This is a genomic window from Arthrobacter gengyunqii, from assembly GCF_023022985.1.
GTDB lineage: Bacteria > Actinomycetota > Actinomycetes > Actinomycetales > Micrococcaceae > Arthrobacter_B > Arthrobacter_B gengyunqii.
In genome coordinates this window covers 2,081,807-2,099,307 of the sequence record NZ_CP095461.1, presented here as the reverse complement: position 1 = coordinate 2,099,307, position 17,501 = coordinate 2,081,807, and the positions used below count along the sequence as shown (strand labels likewise).

Here is a 17,501-nt window from a genome sequence, read left to right as displayed (position 1 = left end):
AGGGCCTCAAAGTGTTATAAGACTGTTATTTCTGCTGGCGCCGGACTGTGATATTTGGCTCCAAATTCCGGCGTGTCAGCTGTCGAAGCCAAGGGAAAAAGCGGCGTCCAAATCGTGCTGGGAGTAAGCGCGGAAAGCGATTTGCGTGGTGGTGCCGATGACGCCCTTGACCTTGGACAGCCGGTTGGCGATCGCGTCGGCAAGATCCTCGTGGCGGCGTACGCGCGCAATGGCGATGAGGTCCCATTCACCCGTGACGGAGTAGACCTCACTGATGCCTTCGATCTCCGAGATCTCCTCGGCACATTCCGGAATGCGGGCGGAGTCGGTCTGGATGAGGACAAAAGCGGTGATCATGATGAGCCTTTCGTAATGCCGGCGGGGTTTGAGGCCGATGCTTCGCTGCAGGCGGCCGCACTGCTTCGAGCCTATCGGAACCGCCGGCGCGTGCTGCCTCAGGCAGCGGATGGAGGGTCAGCGCCTTCTGCGGTCCAGGAGGAGGGCTGCGCCGCGCGGTATGAGCAGGAAGGCGCCGAGGACGCACAGCGTGACTATCGCGAAGCTCAGGGCCATGCCGCCGCCGAACAGCGCGCGGATTCCCAGTCCGGCAACCACGGTGATGAGCCACAGGGCAACACCGGCCGGCCACAGCGACGCAGGGGAATGCCGGCGGCCCAAGAGTACCCAGCCGGCCAGGCAGGCTGCCAGGAACGGCGAGGCGGTGACGAGGATGCCGGCCGGGTCCAATCCGTGCTGATGCGTGTCCCGGCCCAGTGCGGCAAAGAGGATGATGAGCACGACGTCGAGGGCCAGGATCACGGCGCGGCTGCGGCGGGCGGGAGACGCGGAGGGGGATACGGCGGCCGACGTGCCGGCCGAAGCTGCGTCAGGCGTGGTGCGGGGGTGGTTCACGGATGCTGCTTTCCGGAAGCGCCGCGGCGGTGCTCCCGTACGTAGGGACCAAGGAGTTCGGTGACGCGCGCGTTCACGGCCTCCTGCGGTGTGCCGGACTCGAGGAGCTTCGTGGCCGAGTGGACGATGGCGTTGATCAGTTCCGCGGTGGCGGCCGGATCCTCGGCACCCAGCTCGCGTAGCGTTCCGACCAGCGGATCCAGCAGCTGCGAGTGCATCATCGAGCTCTGGGTGTTGAGTTCCTCGCTGGGGGCCACAGCCGCCAAGGCACTGCCCACGGCATGTTCGCCCTCTGCCACGAGGGCAATGTTGGTTATTACATAAGCCAGAATGCGGTCGGCCGGATCAGGCTGCGCAGCCATGGCCTCTTCCACCCGGCGGGCCCAGCGGGGGAAGACGTCCAGCACCAGCGCATGCAGCAGGTCCTGCCGGGACTTGTAATACTGATAAGCGCTGGGCCGGGCGAGGCCCGCCAGCGCGGCCACATCGGCCATGCTGGGAGCCTCTCCCGTCCGGGCCAGCAGGGTGCGTGCCGCATCCAGAAGTGCCCGTTGCTGGGCCGCGCGGTGCTCTGCGACCGTAGGGGCGGTAATGCGGGGCACGTGCCCTCCTGTTACTTGCTCTGTGTGTCAGTTTTCATGACGTCTGCAAGCCGGGGATAAGCGGCCTACGGGTTGATAAGTTGCCCGTCAACCATTTCCACCACGCGGTGGCAGTGGTGCAGAACGTCGTGATCGTGCGTCACCATAACTGTAGCAACGCCGCGCTCTGCGGTTTCCCGGGCCAGCAGCGCGACAACTTCCTGGCTGCGGCGCCGGTCCAGCGCGGCGGTGGGTTCGTCCACCAGCAGCAGCGGCGGCCGGGTTACCAAGGCGCGGGCAATGCCCACCCGCTGGCGCTCACCGCCGGAGAGCTGATCCGGACGGCTCTTGAGTTTGTGATCCATGCCCACTGCAGCGAGCAGCTCCCGCGGATCAAAGTTGGTTTTCCCGTGGGCCATGCGGTGCACCAGCTCCAGCTGCTCACCGGCGGTCAGTGCCGGGATCAGGTTTCCGGACTGAAAAACGAAGCCGATGTTGCGCAGCCGGAAACGGGCCCGGGCAGCATTGTTCAACGTTGCTAGGTCTGTTCCGTTGATCGTTATGGTTCCGGAGTCCGGAGCGGTGAGCGCGCCGGCTGCTGCGAGCAGACTCGATTTACCGGCGCCGGAAGGTCCGACGACGGCAACGAGTTCGCCCGGGCGAACCGTAAGGCTGACGTTGTCCAGTGCCTGGACGGTGGCATCGCCGTCGCCCAGTGCCAGGCTGGCTCCTTCAATCACGAGCCCCAGCGTTGTGTCTGTTCTGGTTTCAGTTTTCGTATTCATCGCTGTCCTCCCAGGGCAGCCAGGGGGTCAACCCGGGAAATTCGAATGATGGCGGCGGCGGCGCCGATCAGTCCCAGCAGGATCGTCAGCGCCGTGGCGAGGCCGATCGGTCCGGCTTCGAGGGCGAACGGCATGGGCGTTCCGGCCAGGGCCGCGCCCAAGCCGAGGCCCGCCAGGACGCCGGCAGCGGTGAAGCCGACCAGGACGATGGCAGCCTGGGCCAGGCCGTCGCGCAGCAGGTAGGAGGTGGAGGCGCCGATGGCGCGCAGGACAGCCAGTTCGTGCTTGCGCTGGACGGTCCACACGGTGAAGAAAGCTCCGACAACAAGTGCACAGATGGCGTAGAGGAAAACCTGGATCATCTGCAGCGTCAGGGTTTCGGCACTGTAGCCAGGTGAGGCGCCGAAGGATTCCTTCAGTGTGGACGTGACGGTTCCGGCAGCTTCGTCGCCTGCAGCGAAGTCAATGTCGGCGCCGTCCTCGGCGAGGAGCGCCACGGTGCTGGCCGTGTCGAACGAGGTTCCGGCCGTGTCGCCCTCTGTGGGTGCTCCGGGACCTGCGTCGCCGCTGGCAATATACTGCCAGGTGCTCAAAGGAAGGTAGCCGATGGTCACGTGCCCGAACGTGGCCTGGTCGGCCGTGTAGCCGACTACGGTCAGCTCCGTGCCGATCCGGTCCAGGGTGACGACCGAGCCCAGCTCCAGGCCCTCGTCAGCTCCGGTGGGGGAGACAACAATCTCGTTCGGGGCTGATACGGGCCGGCCATCGCCAATCTCGGGGGCGAGGAAGGAATCGGTATCAATGCCGAAGAGGGAAAGATCCACTTGGGTGCCGTCGTCGGTGGCGCCGTTCATCATGGTGGCACCCATGAGAGTGACGTCCTCCACTCCCGGCTGGCCACGCCAGGCTTCGGCCTGGGACTCATCGACCACGCTGCGGGAAAAAGCGTTGTCGGTCTTGGTGCCTTCATTGAAGGCAAAGGCAGTGGCAGGCATGCTCTTGAGTCCGGACACGCCGTCATTGACGAGACCGGAGGACAAACCGGACAAAAGGACCATCAGGATGGCGATCAGGGCGATGACGCCGCCCATCAAGCCAAACCGTGCCCGGGCGAAGCGCAATTCACGCAGCGCTAGAAACATTGGGAATCTCCGTGGGTTGTGGGTGTAGATGCCAACATCATGTCGGCATCATGCCAACATGCTGTCAGAAAGATTGGCGCCGATGCAAACCGGCGCGGCCGGTTGTGCGATGTCCGGCCGCCCGGCAGGGTCCGCTCTGGCCCCGGGGAGGCCGAACTGTTGTTCTTGAGGCATGACCCTGCACCTGCGCGCCGCCTGGCACCGGGTTGAGCATTCAAGGCTGTTGAGGTGGACCGTCGCCGTACTGGCCGTGGTGCTGGTCATCGAGTACGTCGTCCTCCCGCAGCTCGTGGGATCCGGCAACGTTGTTTCAGCGGTTCTGCGGCTGCCGTTGAGTCTTGTCCTGTGTGCCTTGCTCCTGGAGGCGGCCTCGCTTGCCGCTTACAGCTGGCTGACCCGCGAGGTGCTGCCCGGGGACAGGCGCCCGGGATTCTTCACCCTGTTCCGCATCGACCTGGCTGACCTGGCCGTCAACCACACCGTCCCCGGCGGCGGGACGACGTCCGCGGCCGCACGTTTTCGGCTGCTCACGCGCTGCGGAGTCCAGTCCGAGGATGCTCTGAGTGCTGCGACCGTACAGGTGGTGGGAGCCAACTTGGTGCTGGCAGGACTCTTCGGTCTGGGACTCTTGACCGTTCACGGTGCCTCTGCCGGAGGCCGTTACCTCACCATCGCCGGTGCCGTGGTGCTGGTGCTCCTGGCATTGTCCATCGCTGTGCTTACGGTGCTGGACCGGCACCTGGCCGGGGCTGTCCATGCCGTGCGTGCCGTGGCCCGAGCCGTAAGGATCGTTTCTCCCGCCTCTGCGGAGCAGTTTGTCAGGACGATCGCCGGCGAAGTGCAGATGCTTCGCCGGGATCCGCGCAGGCTGGCGGCAGCGGTTGTTCTTGCCGCCCTCCGCTATGTCCTGGATGCTGCGTGTCTTTGGCTTTTCCTGGCCGCTTTCGGGCACGTGCTTCATCCTGCAGAACTGCTGCTGGCCTATTCGCTCGCCAACCTGGTGGCGTTGGTGCCGCTCACTCCGGGTGGTCTGGGGCTGGTGGAGGGCGTGCTGGTGCCCATGCTCGTGGCATTCGGGGCGCCGGATCATGCCGCACTTCTCGGGGTGCTGTCCTGGCGCCTCGTGCAGTTCTGGCTGCCGATCCCCGCCGGCGGTCTGGCGTACCTGTCGCTCCGGCTGGGCATCCTGCGCCGCACACGGAAACGGCCCCGGAACGAAGGTTCCGGGGCCGCTTTAACGGCTGCAGGGCATTCACAGCCCGGGGACTGAGGGGGTTGTTATGCGCCCCAGATGTCATCCCCGCGCAGCGTCGCATCAGCGCCGCCGTCGGTGTAGATGGTCTGGCCGGTGGTGTGCGTGTTCTCTTCGCTGGTCAGCCAGGCGAGAAGCCGTGCAATGACGATCGCTTCGGAGTGCCCGTTCAGCGGCATCGGCACTGAGGCGTCCACCATCTTGCGTCCCTCGGGGGTGGACAGCAGGTCCTTGGTCATGGCCGAGATCACGGTGCCGGGAGCCACGGCGTTCAGCGGAATGCCTGCGCCGGCCCAGGTGTCCGTGATGCTCTCGCGTCGGACCCAGCGGCTGAGCGCACGCTTGGAGGAGGGGTAGTTCAGGTAGCCGACCTGCGGACCCTGCTCGGCAAGGGCTGCACCGATTTCCAGGGCGCGTGCCTCATCGCCGGCCAGCAGTGCGTCCACGAGCTCGGGGGAGTTCTGCTGCAGTGACGCCATGGAGCTGACCACTGCGGCCCGCGGTGCCTCGCTCTTCGCCAGCGTGGGAGCCAGGAGTTCCAGGAATTCAGTAACTCCGAAGTAGTTGACCGCAACCGTGATGGGTGCCGGGGCGGAGATGCCGGCGCAGGCAATGACGGCGTCCACCTTTCCGCCGGCGAGCTCCAATGCCTTGTCGACAGCCGTGCGGCGGCCTTCGGGGGTGCTCAGGTCCGCTTCGACCTCAGCGCCGCGGAGGTCCACTCCCACAACGGTGTTGCCGCGCTCGCGCAGCAGTTCGGCTGTAGCGGCGCCGATTCCCGATCCTGATCCAGTAACTATGTATGTACGTGCCATGACTCCAGATTACGCGAGCGACGTGGAGCAATTGGACGGATGTGATGCGGGCAACCGGCCCAACACTGAGGAGCCGGTGAGGCCCCTAATGCAGTTTGCTCTGCCAGTTGCGCGGAACCCTTCCGGCCGGCCCCGGAACGCTCTGGTTCAGCGGATGGCTCAGCGGGGGCGCCAGGGCCGGACCCTCAAAGACGGAGCTGGTCCGGTAGTCCCAGAACCAGTCTTCACCTGGTTCATAACTGCGGATGACCGGGTGTCCGGTTGCCGCTTCGTGCGCGGTGGCGTGCTGGTTGGGTGAACTGTCGCAGCAGCCGATGTGGCCGCATTCGGCACACCGGCGCAGGTGGAACCACCAGCCACCCTCCGCTGTGCACTCCACGCAGCCGGGACCAGTGGGAGGTTCGGAAACGTTGATGCCGGAAAGATTCTGCATATGTCGTCACTCCTGGGCGGAGCCACCCCTGACGTGCAACGGTAGCCGGGCGCAGGGAGCTAGCTCAAGGTGCCGGTCCACGCGCAGGCCGCCGGGGCCGTGTCCGGTTCTCTGTCCGACCTGCGGGCACTGGTGGCCCGTTGCCGCCACGACGTCTCAGCCGGCGGCCAGCCCCACCATCCGGGAGCTTTCTTCCCAGAGCCGCGCAGACAGGGCGGCGTCGTAAGCGTCTTTGTTGGCGGTGGAGATCTTGCACTTGTAGTAGTACTTGCCCGGCTGCCAGTCCTGTCCCGGAGCCGCAGTGGCCAGCCACACCAGTGTCTGGGCGCCCTGCTCGGGAGAGATGAGGAATCGGTTCAGGACCGTCCGGTACATCACGCGCATCATGGACGTTGATTCCGAGGCGAAGGAGGTTGCCACCCCGCCGGGGTGGAAGGCGGCCGTGGAAATGCCTTGGGCCCGGTAGCGGGCATCCAGTTCCCGGGTGAACAGGATGTTGGCCAGCTTGGCGTTTCCGTAGGCGCGGTTGGGGCTGTACTTGCGGCGGGCCTCCAGATCGTCAATATCGAAGTGGGCGAAGAGGCTGTTGGCCACGCTCGACGTGTTGATGACGCTCGCACCGGAGTCCAGCAGCCGTTCCATCAGCAGATTGGTCAGCAGGAACGGGGCCAGATGATTGACCTGCAGCGTCTTTTCGTGTCCGTCCACCGTTTCTTCGCGCCGGCCCATGATGCCTCCGGCGTTGTTGACCAGGACATCAATGCGCGGATAGCGCTCCAGCAGTCTTCCCGCGAGGGTCCTGACGTCATCTAGCCGGGCAAAATCCGCGAGCAGATAGTCCGCGCCGATTTCCTTCGCGACCGCCGATGTCTTCTCCGGCGACCGCCCGACGACGACGACGCGGTCACCCAAGCTGTGCAGGGTGCGGGCTGCAGCGGCACCGATGCCGTCGCTTGCCCCGGTAATGACGATGGTTCGCTCTGGCACAGGTGGCCTTTCGGCAGAGGGAGGAATCGTGCGAAGACCCTCCCAGTATGGCAATGCCCGCACCATCCGCCAACGAACCAAGACGCTGTATTGCAGTGATGCCTGGGGAGAGGATGGCGGAGGCGCTGGCCCGGAGCGTTGCTGTTACGCCTGCGGTCGCGGCTCCAGGATGCGGCAGGCCGCGGCAACGGCCGCGTCTCTGCGCTGCTGACGGGATTCCCTGGTGTCATCAGGTTTCCCGGTGAAGAGGGTTTCGGGGGACTGCGCCCAGGCGGTGGCCAGGGAGAAGAGCAGGACCATCAGCTCGTCAGGGTCCCATGACGGATCAATGACGCCCTGTTTTTGGGCAATGACGATGTCTTCGTTGAGGGGACCCGGCCGGCCGCACGGTGTGGGCAGGAGCACATTGGGTTCCTCTTCCAGCCGCGCCCAGTCCAGCATGCGCAGGTGCTCGGGTTTTTCGACGGCGTGGTCGAACATCGCGCCGACGAATCCCGGCAGGTCCGACGCGTCCTTGGGAATCTGAGCCGTGGTTTCCTGCAGGTTGTCCCTCAGGACGGCGGCGAAGAGGGAGCGCTTGTCACGGAAATAGGCATACAGCCGCTCCTTGCTGGCTTTGGCCTCGGACGCAATCCGGTCCACCCGTGCGCCGGCCAGTCCGTGCCGGGCAAATTCAGTGCGCGCTGCCGCCATGATTCTGGCCCGTGTTGCCTCGCCGTCGCTTCTCATGCCTGTAGTCTATCTAAGCCAACCAACCAGTTCGTTTTGATTGAGGATCTTCGTTACATGGACCGCACCACCCCCGCCGGATTGTCTCCGGCCGTCGACCACTCGGCGCATCCGCACCGCTGGCTTCTCCTGTCCGTCCTGGCTTTGGCCCAGCTGATGGTCGTCCTGGACGGAACCATCGTCAACATTGCCCTGCCGGACGCCCAGCTGGATCTCGGCATGTCTGACGGTGACCGCACCTGGGTGGTCACCATTTATGCCCTGGCTTTCGGGTCCCTGCTGCTGCTGGGCGGCAGGATCGCCGACTACTGGGGACGCAAGCGCACCTTCATGGTGGGCATGCTCGGCTTTGCCGCTGCTTCTGCGCTGGGCGGTTTTGCTTCCAGCACCGAAATGCTCCTTGCCGCCCGTGGCCTGCAGGGTGCCTTCGCTGCGCTTCTCGCGCCGGCGTCGCTGGCTATTTTGACCATCACCTTCCCCTCGGGCAAGGACCGCATTAAAGCCTTTGCGGTATACGGCGCCATCGGCGGCGGCGGTGCGGCCATCGGCCTGCTGCTGGGCGGCGTGCTGACGCAGTACGCATCGTGGCACTGGTGCCTGCTGGTGAACGTGCCGATCGCCGTCGTCGCCATTGCCGCCGGCCTGCCCCTGATCCGGGAGAGCAAGGCCCACGGCAACACCCGCTACGACCTGCCCGGCGCCGTCCTGGTGGTTGCCGGACTCGCGTCGCTGGTTTACGGCTTCGCCCAGGCGGAAGAGGGCTGGGTCCGCGTTGAGACCATCGGGTTCCTGGTGGCCGGCGTCGTCATCCTGGCTGCTTTCGTGTTCGTGGAATCCAAGGTGTCCAACCCGCTGCTGCCGCTGCGCGTGCTGGCTAACCGGGTCCGCGGCGGCGCTTTCCTGATCTCTGCCCTGACCGGCGCCGCCCTGTTGGGCGGAATCCTGTTCCTGGTCTTCTACTTCCAGATTGTCCTGGGCTACTCGCCGCTGAAGTCCGGCCTGGCCTCGCTGCCGATGACGCTCGCCATCACCGCCGGTGCAGGAGTGCTCTCGAAGTTCCTTCCCCGTACGGGTGTCCGCCTGCCGATGACGTTGGGACCGGTGGTGGGCGCCGTCGGCCTCTTCTGGCTGTCCTTCATCACTGTGGAAGGAAACTACGCGCTGGAGGTCCTGCCCGGCCTGATTCTTCTGGGCTTCGGCCTGGCCATGATTTTTGTTCCGCTGCAGAACGTTGCGCTGGCCGGCATCGACGAGCACGACGCCGGTGTCGCCAGTGCCGCTGTTTCCGCCACGCAGCAGATTGGCGGGTCCATCGGAACGGCTCTGTTCACTGCGATCTACACTGCGGCAATGACCTCATACCTCAGCAGCAACGAGGTTCTTCCCGGCGTCCAAGCCGGCGCCCTGGTCAGCGGATACTCGGCCGCGTTCATGTGGGCCGGTGCTGCGATTCTCCTGGCCGCGCCGATTGGCTTCTTCATGATCCGTCCTGCCAAGGAAGACCTGCTGAAGGTTCCTGCCATGGCGCACGCGGGCTGACAGGTTTCGATGCTTCCACAACGACCTAGGGCCACAACAACCTAGAAGCAGTACGGCATTGCCCGGAACGCGGACCGGCTCCTGATAACACAGGGGCCGGTCCGCGTTTTTTGTTGGCTAATCACCATGTCTCCATGCCGGCAGTTGCGCGCCTAATCGAGGTGGAAGACCTCGGGGATGGCCATCAATGCTTCGTCCGGCGTCCGTCCAGCGGAGCGAACAGATCTGCCTCCCGCTGACACCTCTGCATCCTGACACAGGTGGTCCGCAGGTAAATCCGCTCTTAGACAGGTAGTGGGGTGCGAAAAGTCGGGTATTTGGCGTGCCTCAAAAGGGCCTGTTTTGGGTCATTTTGGGCTGTTTTCGCGTCGGAAATGTCAGTGGCGGGTGAAAGCCTGAAGACATGGATCAGAACGGATCTTCTCGGCGGCGCGGCGACACTGGTGAACCCACCGGTGCCGGACGGGCTGCTGGGCCGAGTCTCTCGGTCTACCAAGCGGAGCCCGGAAGGGCCGATTCCTGTACCGCCCATAGCGATTCCGCCCAGAATGGTCCTGCGCAGGCCTCCTCCGGCTTTGGTCCCTCATACCGGGACGGGTTCACCGGTTCGTTGGCCCTGCAGGCGGCTGAGTCCCTGACCCAGGACGAAGCCGGGGTGGTGTTGTCCCGGTTGGATGCCCTGATCCGTTGGGCTCAGGCCCAGCAAGCGAAAATCCTGCACCGGATGGAGACCGTCTTCCGCGATGATCTACTCCAAGACATCGGTAGGGAAGATCCGGGACTGACGTTCAGTCTCGCTGCGGAGGAAGCTGCCGCCATCCTGCACCTGCCCACCAACACCGCCAAGATGCTGATGAGCGACGCCGGACAGCTGTGCTCCACCCACACGGCAACCCTGGCCAGTTTGGAAGAAGGAATGCTCAGTTATGGGCATGTCCAAACCGTGCTGGACCAGTCCCAGAATGTTCCCGAGGCTGAACTGGCCGGCTTTGAAAATGATCTGCTGGAAATGGCTGTGGCGGGACAGACGCCGTCTCAGTTCCGGGTGAAGGCCCGCCGCATGCGGGAAAAAGCGTATCCGGAAACCATCAGCGTCCGGCACGGGACAGCGTTTGAACAGCGCCGGGTCTGTCTGGCACCGGACGAGGACGGCATGTCCTGGTTGTCGGCGTTGTTGCCGGCGGCCCGTGCCCAGCTGATTTACACGCAGCTGACCACAGCTGCCCGAGGTGAACAAGCTGCCGGAGATCCGCGGCGGGTGGACGCGTTGCGTGCGGACATCCTCGCTGACCTCCTCGAGGGCGGGATTGAGGAAGGCCGGGAGGGTGGTGATGCTGCCCAGGATGACAGAGCTGATGTGGATGCCGGTGATGACACCCACGACAGCATCACCACGAAGACCCGTGCCCGTGCCCGGGCACGCACGGAAATCCTGGTCCTGATCACCGCGGAAACCCTCTTCGGAGCTGATGAACAGCCTGCGGAACTGCACGGGTACGGGCCCATCAGCCCCGAAACCGCCCGCAGGCTCGCCCGGCAGGCAGCCCATTGGACACCCGTGGAACGCCACCCGGGCACCGACGAGATCCTGCGGGTCGGCCGGCGACGGAAAGTTCCTGCCGGGTTGCAGCGCTGGCTCCGGGCCCGCGACGGGACCTGCCGGTTCCCGGGATGCCGGACCAACGCCGTGATCTCCGAGATCGACCACACCAAACCGTGGTCCCATGGTGGCACCACCGACCACGACAACCTGGAACATCTCTGCCGGCGGCATCACATGTTCAAATCCCGGGGCTTCTGGAAAGCACGACAACGCTCACCGGGAATCATCGAGTGGACGTCACCGGGAGGCCGGACCTACCGCACCGACCCGCATCTCACGCTGGCGAAAGGACCCGACACTGGCGTTGCCGCAGCGCAGCGCGTTCGGCCTGACGTTTCCTGCCGGAGCGGTGCAGACGAAAGTCCCGATGACTACGGCGATGATCCGCCGCCGTTCTAGGAACTGGCACATTGTCGTTCCAAGACGCGCGTCCACTATCTTCAGCCAGCGACATCTACAGCGAACAACGCTATTCCGCCGCCAAAACCATCGGATGCAAAATTAGCGGAATCCGCCGTCACTGCTGAGCACCTGACCTACCATCCACCGTCCCTCGTCACTGACCAGCCAAGCGATGAGGCGGGCAGGGTCATCGGGTTCTCCGAATCGCCCGCCCGGAAACCGAGAAAGAACCTCCGCAAGGACTTCCGGAGGACGGTCGGCGGTGTCGACATCCAGATAGCCGGTGTTCACCGGACCAGGGTTCACGGTATTAAGGACAATTCCCCGGCGGACCAGGTCAGCGGCCACTGACGGGGTGATCCCGGCCAGGGCCGCCTTCGACGTGGCGTAGGCAATCTCGTCCTCCATGATTCCGCCGTTGATCTGGCCGGAAGTCATCCACACCACGCGGCCCCCGGACCGCCCATCGTGCTGCAGGGCAAAGTCGCGGGTGGCAAGGATCGTAGAACGGGCATTCACCCGCCAGTGGGCATCGAGCTTCCCGGCGCTCATGTCCTCCAACGGTCCGTCGCCGCCGCTGCGGGCGTGGTTGCAAATCAGGATGTCCAGATGACCCAACGCTGCGGCGGCATCCCGGATCAGCTGCCCCGCGCCACCGGCATCGGCCAGGTCAATGCTCGCGTGGGCCAGCTGCGCCCCATCGGCAAGGCAATCCCGCAAGCCGCCGACGACGTCGTCAATCGAGTCCGCGCCCCACGGCTGATCCGCATCGTGCGGAGAATAGTGCGCGAGGAAGAGACTCGCGCCCATCCGCGCCAGACGGGAAGCCACGGCAAAGCCGATCCCCTGACGCCTGCTGACCCCGGTGATGACAGCGGTGCGGCCTGCCAGAGGAAGCGGGGTGTGCGCATGTTCGGCATTCAAATGTTCGGGAGTCATCTAGGACGGACGGCTCTCCGGGGTCTGGGTCTTAGCGGGATCACGCTCGGCCAGTGAGCCGACGGCATCATCGATGCGGGACAGGACGTCCGGCTTCAGCACCACTCCCGCCGCCTGAACATTCGAGGTGACCTGCTCCGGACGAGAGGCGCCGATGATGGCGGCAGCCACGTTGGGGTTCTGCAGCACCCACGCGACAGCCAGCTGGCCCATGGTCAGCCCGACCTCATCGGCAATCGGCTGCAGCTTCTGGACACCGGCCAGCACATCGTCCTTCATCCATCGGCTGATCATTTTCGCGCCGCCCTTGGCATCGGTGGCACGGCTGCCTTCGGGCAGGTCGGCACCCGGCTTGTACTTGCCGCTGAGGACGCCCTGCGCCATGGGGGAGAAGACAATCTGGGAGATGCCCAGCTCTTCCGAAGCCGGTACCACCTCCGCTTCGATGACCCGCCACAGCATGTTGTACTGCGGCTGATTGGAGATCAGCGAGAACCCCAGGTCTTTGGCGAGGGCCTGTCCGGCGCGGAGCTGCTCGGCGTTCCATTCGCTGACGCCGATGTAGAGGGCTTTGCCCTGCCGCACGATGTCGGCAAAGGCCTGCATGGTTTCCTCCAGCGGCGTCTCCGAGTCATACCTGTGGGCCTGGTAGAGGTCCACGTAGTCGGTCTGCAGGCGCTGCAGGGAACCGTTGATGGATTCCATGATGTGTTTGCGGGACAGCCCGGAATCATTGTGCCCGGCCGGACCGGTAGGCCAATACACCTTCGTGAAGATCTCCAGCGACTCCCGGCGTTCATTCTTCAGGGCTGCGCCAAGGACCGTCTCGGCAGCCGTGTTGGCGTACGTATCTGCCGTATCGAAAGTACTGATGCCGGCATCCAGGGCAGCACGGACGCACTCGGTGGCCACGTCGTTCTCCACCTGGGAGCCGTGGGTCAGCCAATTGCCGTAGATGATTTCGGAGATCTTGAGTCCGCTGTTGCCGAGGTACCTGTGTTCCATAGCTGTGCTTCCCTTGCCTGTTGTCAGTGATCCGTCTCACGCATCCACAGCTGCAAAGCTAGGCCCGCGTTGGACATCCGTCAATTCAGCCCCGGCGCAGGCAAAATTGCCGCCGACGACGTCCCCAGATCCGTGTGCTCGTTCCGCAGCTGCCGCTTGACGATCTTTCCGCTGGGGTTCTTCGGCAGCGCGTCCGCAATGATGACGTACTTGGGCGTTTTATAGCCGGCGAGCAGGCTGCGGGTATGCGCCATGACCTCCTCGGGCACCAGCTCAACGCCCGGCCGGGGAACCACCACCGCGGCGACGGCTTCCACCCAGTGGGGATGGGGCACCCCGAACACAGCAGCTTCGGCGACGCCGTCGAGCAGGTAGATTGCCTCTTCCACCTCCCTGCTTGCCACATTTTCACCGCCGGTCTTGATCATGTCCTTCTTGCGGTCCACGACGCTTAGGTAACCTTCGTCGTCGAAATAGCCCAGGTCACCCGAATGGAACCAGCCGTTGGCGAAAGCCTCGGCGGTGCGTTCAGGATCCCGGTAGTAGCCCAGCGTCGCGTGCGGGCTGCGGTGCACGATCTCTCCGACGGTGCCGGGAGGAACAGGACGGTCATCGTCATCAACCACGGCAGTCTCCACGTTCAGCGACGGCCTCCCCGCGGATCCGGCATGCGCCAGCTGGTCCTCCGGACCGAGGATGGTGGCGACCGGTGCCATTTCCGTCTGGCCGTAGAAATTCCAAAACCGTACGTCCGGCAGGCGCTGCCGCAGCTCCTTCAGCACCTGCACCGGCATGGCAGACGCCCCGTAGTAGCCCTTCCGGAGGGAGGACAGATCCGCTGCATCGAAAAGCGGGGAGCGCAGCAGGGAAATCCACACCGTCGGCGGAGCGAAGAACTTCGTGACCTTCTCGCGTTCAATGGCGGCCAGGATGGCCGCCGGATCCGGAGCCGGAAGGATGATGCTGGTGGCGCCGAGGTAGATGTCCGGGCCGAGGAAGCAGTCCAGCTGGGCACAGTGATACAGGGGCAGGGTATGCAGGTCCACGTCGTCCGCGGTCATGTAGCCGTCCACCACTGCCGAGACGTATTCCCACATCAGGGACCGGCTGGACATCAGCGCGCCCTTGGGTCGGGATTCAGTCCCCGAGGTGTACATCAGCCGCACCGGGTCATCGTCGGCCACCACCGGAAGCGGCGCGGTACCGCCGTCGAACTCGAACCAGTCCCGCACGTTCCCCCAACCGGCGGGTGCCGGCTCCATTCCGCTGCAGATGCTGGTCCGGATAACAACCCCGTCGGTCTCGGCTGCCTCCATGGCGGCTTCGGCCACCGGCACCAGCGCGTCCTGGACCACGAATGCCGTGGCGCCGCTGTGATCCAATACGTAGGCCACCTCGTCGGCACCCAGCATGAAGTTGATCGGAACCAGGACCACGCCGGCGCGCGCCGTCGCAAAGGCCAGCGCCGCAAACTGCCAGTTATTGCGGGACAGCAGGGCCAGACGGTCGCCGGGCGTGATCCCGTGCGCCTGCAGGGCCGCTGCGGCGGCGCCCACGGCGCGTTCGAAGTCAGCGAAGCTCAGGCGGACATCACCGTCGACGACGGCGGTGCGCTCCGGGAAGCGCAAGGCGCTGCGCCGCGGAAGGTCGCCAAGAGACTGGCTGCGGGACAGTGCAAGAAGCGGATGAACGGACACGCTGTACCCCCAAAATGAAGTGCTTGCCGCGTAGCCGCACCAGCGCGCCCGCAGACCTGTTGGCCCACATTCTGTCCCAGCGGACGACGCAGGGGAAGATCTTGACGTGCCCGGTTAGACTGACGCGCAGCCGGAAGACCGACCACGCAGAAGGAGATCCGACGCATGACGTACCGCCGTCTCACCCTGGAGTACGACGGCGCGCTGGCGCGGCTGACGCTGAATCGTCCGGACTCCGCCAACGCTCTTGACCTGGAGCTGGCGGAGGAACTCTGTGCCGCGCTCGCCGACGCCGAAATGCACGCGGACTGCCATGTCCTGCTGCTGCAGGGTGCCGGCCGCTTCTTCTGTGCCGGGGGCGATGTGGCTGCCATGGCTGCCGCCGCAGATCAGGGCGCTTTCCTCAAGGAACTGGCCGGCAGACTGCATGAGGCCGTCCTGGCGCTGGCCAAATCCCGGCTGATCAGCATAGCGGTGGTGAACGGGCCGGCAGCCGGTGCCGGACTCGGCCTGGCGCTCAATGCGGACTTCATCCTGGCTTCGCCGAAGGCACGGTTCCTGGCCGCCTACGCGGGAGTGGGCCTGACGCCGGACTGCGGCGTGTCCTATCTGCTGCCTGAACTGGCCGGACCGCGCCGGGCGGCCGAGATGTGCCTGGCCGGAAGGGTGGCCGGCCACGCCGATGCCCTCGAGTGGGGACTGATCAATGAGCTGGTGCCCGCCGAGGAGATTGCCGGCAGGGCGCAGGAGCTGGGGGAGCAGCTGGCCTCAGGGGCTGTTTCCGTGCTGGGCCCGACCAAACGGCTGCTGCGTGCCCGAAGCACTGCTGGCTACGAGACGCATCTGCAGGAGGAAGCAGAAACGATTGCCTCAATGGCGGCTTCAGCGGACACAAGGGACCGGCTTGCTGCCTTCGCCGGGCGGTCGGGCGGGTAACGGCTGGCGGGCAGAAAGCGAACCCCGCAGTTCAGGCCTTCCGCACCGTAATGGACCATTCCGCCGGACCGATCTTGGAGAAGTCGGTGACGGGGTAGTTGTTCTCCGCGGCCCAGCGCGGAATCGCGTCGGTGGCCTGGGTGCAGTCGAAGTTGATCACCAGTTCGTCGCCGGTTGCCAGCGAGGCCATGGTGTCCTTGGCCTCGACGAGGGGGAAGGGGCAGACCTGTCCGTTGGTTTGGAGGGTTACCTGGGCCATGGGAAGTGTTTCCTTTCGGGAGCCGCCTGTTTCCGGGCGGGTTGCTTGTTGTCGGAAGATGTTGCCCGGGGTGCTTTTGGTTTATCCGGGAGCTGCGGGTTTAGCTGAGTGCCGCGGCGCGGGCGGGAACATTGGCGGGACCGGAACCGGACGAGGAACGGCGGTTCATAATCGTGAGGCGAGCGCCCGCACCGGTGCCCAGAATCATGAACACCAGCGCCGTCCAGCCCTGAAAACTGAACTGTGCGGTCTCCACCATGGCGTTGCCGATGGTGCAGCCGCCTGCCAGTGCAGCTCCGATGCCCATCAGGGCGCCGCCGCCAAGGCTCTTCACGACTGTTGCGGCGTCGGGGACCCGAATCCGGAATTCACCGCTGCCCTTGGCTGCGATGTACGAGCCGACCAGGATGCCGGCAACCAGAAGCACCCCCCAGTCCACGAGTTCGGGATCTCCCGTGACCAGGTAGTTGACGGCGTTGGAGGACGGGGTGGTGATCCCCAGACCGGCCTCCCGTCCGGTGGCCCAGCTCAGCGGCCACGCGGCAATGGCGATCAGGCCAATAACCACTGCGGTGGCAAAGGCATTCCAGGGCTTTTCAAACAACAAATGTGCCAGTCCGGTTTTTGATGCCGGCGGAGCTGCCAATTTGAAGCGCGGCTTGTTCAGGTGGTGGCGGACCGCCAGGGTAACGCCAACCACCAGCAGAGCTACGAAGATCCATGGTGAGACATTGAGCACCGAATAGAAGTTGCTTTGCTCAACGGTCACGGAGCGCATGGAGGTATTGAAGCCGGACAGCGGTCCCGTCTTCATGACGGCGGCAAAGAGCGCATATGTGATGAGCGCGAGCCAGCTCCCCACCAGACCTTCACCGGCACGGTAATACGTACCGGTGGCACACCCGCCGGCCAGAATAATGGCGAATCCGAAAATGAAACCGCCAACAATAGTGGCAAGCCACGGGAACGGGCCGGAATTGAGTGAAATGACGCCGGCAGCGTCCAGCGCGAAAATGCCTACACTCTGGACCGCCACCACCACAAGGAAAGCGGTCAGCCAGCGCGTGTTGCGCGTGATCCAAACATCGCGGAAAGCACCGGTGACGCAAAAGCGCCCGCGCTGCATGACAAAGCCCAGGGCCATGCCGACAAAAAGGCCGGAGATAAGCATGGGTACTCCTTTTGCGGGGGAGGTGAATCCCGGGGGATGAATTCCAGCGGGGCTCATGAGGCTGCGGGAGAACTGCCCGCAGCTTCGCAACGGTAGGCTGCGGGACAGGGGCGCGCCAAGGATCATGGCCCCGGATGAACGCGCATGAAGCCCCGTGACGGGGCGGGAATAAGGAAGCAATTCAGAACGTTTGCGGGCCGCACTCAGCGGCCGCGGGCCAGCGCAATCCTGGCAGTAATGGCCGGTTCGGGAATTCTTGCAGACACTGCCGTGGTGGTCTAACTATGACGCCGTCCGGAATGATAAGTCAGCTA

Annotated in this window: 18 protein-coding genes; 4 read left to right on the top strand and 14 right to left on the bottom strand. The window is 64.7% G+C overall.

The features are described from left to right. Positions 1-75: 75 nt before the first annotated feature. The 5 genes from MUG94_RS09540 to MUG94_RS09520 all read right to left on the bottom strand — a co-directional run bounded on the left by MUG94_RS09540 (position 76) and on the right by MUG94_RS09520 (position 3,420). Complete coding sequence (locus MUG94_RS09540) at positions 76-357, bottom strand: Lrp/AsnC family transcriptional regulator (protein ID WP_227889942.1); 282 nt, start codon at positions 355-357, stop codon at positions 76-78. Between the two features lie 117 nt (positions 358-474). Next, positions 475-912, bottom strand: coding sequence for a DUF3054 domain-containing protein (locus tag MUG94_RS09535; protein ID WP_227907674.1), 438 nt, complete (start codon positions 910-912; stop codon positions 475-477). After that, positions 909-1,514: a TetR/AcrR family transcriptional regulator gene (locus MUG94_RS09530; RefSeq protein WP_227907675.1), complete on the bottom strand. Its 606-nt coding sequence runs from the start codon at positions 1,512-1,514 to the stop codon at positions 909-911. Before MUG94_RS09530 ends, MUG94_RS09535 begins: the two co-directional genes overlap by 4 nt. A gap of 65 nt (positions 1,515-1,579) precedes the next feature. Further along, complete coding sequence (locus MUG94_RS09525; protein ID WP_227889939.1) at positions 1,580-2,278, bottom strand: ABC transporter ATP-binding protein; 699 nt, start codon at positions 2,276-2,278, stop codon at positions 1,580-1,582. Continuing rightward, positions 2,275-3,420 (bottom strand): ABC transporter permease, encoded by a 1,146-nt coding sequence (locus MUG94_RS09520; protein ID WP_227907676.1) that lies wholly within the window; start codon positions 3,418-3,420, stop codon positions 2,275-2,277. Before MUG94_RS09520 ends, MUG94_RS09525 begins: the two co-directional genes overlap by 4 nt. A 172-nt stretch (positions 3,421-3,592) precedes the next feature. On the opposite strand from MUG94_RS09520, the gene MUG94_RS09515 reads away from it, so the two are divergent. Further along, positions 3,593-4,690 (top strand): lysylphosphatidylglycerol synthase transmembrane domain-containing protein, encoded by a 1,098-nt coding sequence (locus tag MUG94_RS09515; RefSeq protein ID WP_227889937.1) that lies wholly within the window; start codon positions 3,593-3,595, stop codon positions 4,688-4,690. A gap of 8 nt (positions 4,691-4,698) precedes the next feature. Here MUG94_RS09515 and MUG94_RS09510 read toward each other — a convergent pair whose 3' ends face one another. From MUG94_RS09510 to MUG94_RS09495, 4 genes are all read right to left on the bottom strand, one after another. Further along, positions 4,699-5,487, bottom strand: a complete 789-nt coding sequence (locus MUG94_RS09510) for an SDR family oxidoreductase (RefSeq protein ID WP_227889936.1) — start codon at positions 5,485-5,487, stop codon at positions 4,699-4,701. A gap of 85 nt (positions 5,488-5,572) precedes the next feature. Then, entirely contained in the window at positions 5,573-5,920 is a 348-nt protein-coding gene (locus MUG94_RS09505) for a UBP-type zinc finger domain-containing protein (protein ID WP_227889935.1), read from the bottom strand. Positions 5,921-6,076: 156 nt separating this feature from the next. Further along, positions 6,077-6,907, bottom strand: coding sequence for an SDR family NAD(P)-dependent oxidoreductase (locus tag MUG94_RS09500; protein WP_227907677.1), 831 nt, complete (start codon positions 6,905-6,907; stop codon positions 6,077-6,079). A gap of 144 nt (positions 6,908-7,051) precedes the next feature. Continuing rightward, on the bottom strand, positions 7,052-7,636 hold the full coding sequence (locus tag MUG94_RS09495) for a TetR/AcrR family transcriptional regulator (RefSeq protein ID WP_227907678.1): 585 nt from the start codon (positions 7,634-7,636) through the stop codon (positions 7,052-7,054). A gap of 57 nt (positions 7,637-7,693) precedes the next feature. On the opposite strand from MUG94_RS09495, the gene MUG94_RS09490 reads away from it, so the two are divergent. Then, positions 7,694-9,175, top strand: a complete 1,482-nt coding sequence (locus tag MUG94_RS09490; RefSeq protein WP_227889932.1) for an MFS transporter — start codon at positions 7,694-7,696, stop codon at positions 9,173-9,175. A gap of 403 nt (positions 9,176-9,578) precedes the next feature. Beyond that, complete coding sequence (locus tag MUG94_RS09485) at positions 9,579-11,177, top strand: HNH endonuclease signature motif containing protein (RefSeq protein ID WP_227907679.1); 1,599 nt, start codon at positions 9,579-9,581, stop codon at positions 11,175-11,177. Between the two features lie 102 nt (positions 11,178-11,279). Here MUG94_RS09485 and MUG94_RS09480 read toward each other — a convergent pair whose 3' ends face one another. The 3 genes from MUG94_RS09480 to MUG94_RS09470 form a co-directional block, all read right to left on the bottom strand. Beyond that, positions 11,280-12,119, bottom strand: coding sequence for an SDR family oxidoreductase (locus MUG94_RS09480; protein ID WP_227907680.1), 840 nt, complete (start codon positions 12,117-12,119; stop codon positions 11,280-11,282). Continuing rightward, entirely contained in the window at positions 12,120-13,124 is a 1,005-nt protein-coding gene (locus tag MUG94_RS09475; protein ID WP_227907681.1) for an aldo/keto reductase family protein, read from the bottom strand. It lies immediately after the preceding gene. Positions 13,125-13,204: 80 nt separating this feature from the next. Further along, a complete protein-coding gene (locus tag MUG94_RS09470; RefSeq protein WP_227907683.1) occupies positions 13,205-14,821 on the bottom strand; it encodes a fatty acyl-CoA synthetase in 1,617 nt (538 codons plus the stop codon). 165 nt (positions 14,822-14,986) lie between these two features. Between MUG94_RS09470 and MUG94_RS09465 the strand changes: the two genes are divergently transcribed. Then, the gene (locus MUG94_RS09465) at positions 14,987-15,757 is read left to right on the top strand and encodes an enoyl-CoA hydratase/isomerase family protein (protein ID WP_227907685.1); all 771 of its coding nucleotides are present in this window, start codon (positions 14,987-14,989) and stop codon (positions 15,755-15,757) included. A 31-nt stretch (positions 15,758-15,788) separates the two neighbouring features. On the opposite strand, the gene MUG94_RS09460 is transcribed toward MUG94_RS09465, so the two are convergent. Beyond that, on the bottom strand, positions 15,789-16,016 hold the full coding sequence (locus MUG94_RS09460; protein ID WP_227907687.1) for a sulfurtransferase TusA family protein: 228 nt from the start codon (positions 16,014-16,016) through the stop codon (positions 15,789-15,791). Positions 16,017-16,116: 100 nt separating this feature from the next. Beyond that, positions 16,117-17,187 carry a YeeE/YedE family protein gene (locus tag MUG94_RS09455; protein ID WP_227907689.1) on the bottom strand — a complete coding sequence of 357 codons (1,071 nt, stop codon included), beginning with the start codon at positions 17,185-17,187 and terminating at the stop codon, positions 16,117-16,119. Positions 17,188-17,501: the final 314 nt, after the last annotated feature.

What these genes read in the sequence shown, in the direction of transcription:
- MUG94_RS09540 (WP_227889942.1), bottom strand. Translation starts at nt 357, where the DNA reads ATGATCACCGCTTTTGTCCTCATCCAGACCGACTCCGCCCGCATTCCG.
- MUG94_RS09525 (WP_227889939.1), bottom strand. Translation starts at nt 2,278, where the DNA reads ATGAATACGAAAACTGAAACCAGAACAGACACAACGCTGGGGCTCGTG.
- MUG94_RS09520 (WP_227907676.1), bottom strand. Translation starts at nt 3,420, where the DNA reads ATGTTTCTAGCGCTGCGTGAATTGCGCTTCGCCCGGGCACGGTTTGGC.
- MUG94_RS09515 (WP_227889937.1), top strand. Translation starts at nt 3,593, where the DNA reads ATGACCCTGCACCTGCGCGCCGCCTGGCACCGGGTTGAGCATTCAAGG.
- MUG94_RS09510 (WP_227889936.1), bottom strand. Translation starts at nt 5,487, where the DNA reads ATGGCACGTACATACATAGTTACTGGATCAGGATCGGGAATCGGCGCC.
- MUG94_RS09505 (WP_227889935.1), bottom strand. Translation starts at nt 5,920, where the DNA reads ATGCAGAATCTTTCCGGCATCAACGTTTCCGAACCTCCCACTGGTCCC.
- MUG94_RS09495 (WP_227907678.1), bottom strand. Translation starts at nt 7,636, where the DNA reads ATGAGAAGCGACGGCGAGGCAACACGGGCCAGAATCATGGCGGCAGCG.
- MUG94_RS09490 (WP_227889932.1), top strand. Translation starts at nt 7,694, where the DNA reads ATGGACCGCACCACCCCCGCCGGATTGTCTCCGGCCGTCGACCACTCG.
- MUG94_RS09485 (WP_227907679.1), top strand. Translation starts at nt 9,579, where the DNA reads ATGGATCAGAACGGATCTTCTCGGCGGCGCGGCGACACTGGTGAACCC.
- MUG94_RS09480 (WP_227907680.1), bottom strand. Translation starts at nt 12,119, where the DNA reads ATGACTCCCGAACATTTGAATGCCGAACATGCGCACACCCCGCTTCCT.
- MUG94_RS09475 (WP_227907681.1), bottom strand. Translation starts at nt 13,124, where the DNA reads ATGGAACACAGGTACCTCGGCAACAGCGGACTCAAGATCTCCGAAATC.
- MUG94_RS09465 (WP_227907685.1), top strand. Translation starts at nt 14,987, where the DNA reads ATGACGTACCGCCGTCTCACCCTGGAGTACGACGGCGCGCTGGCGCGG.
- MUG94_RS09460 (WP_227907687.1), bottom strand. Translation starts at nt 16,016, where the DNA reads ATGGCCCAGGTAACCCTCCAAACCAACGGACAGGTCTGCCCCTTCCCC.
- MUG94_RS09455 (WP_227907689.1), bottom strand. Translation starts at nt 17,187, where the DNA reads ATGCTTATCTCCGGCCTTTTTGTCGGCATGGCCCTGGGCTTTGTCATG.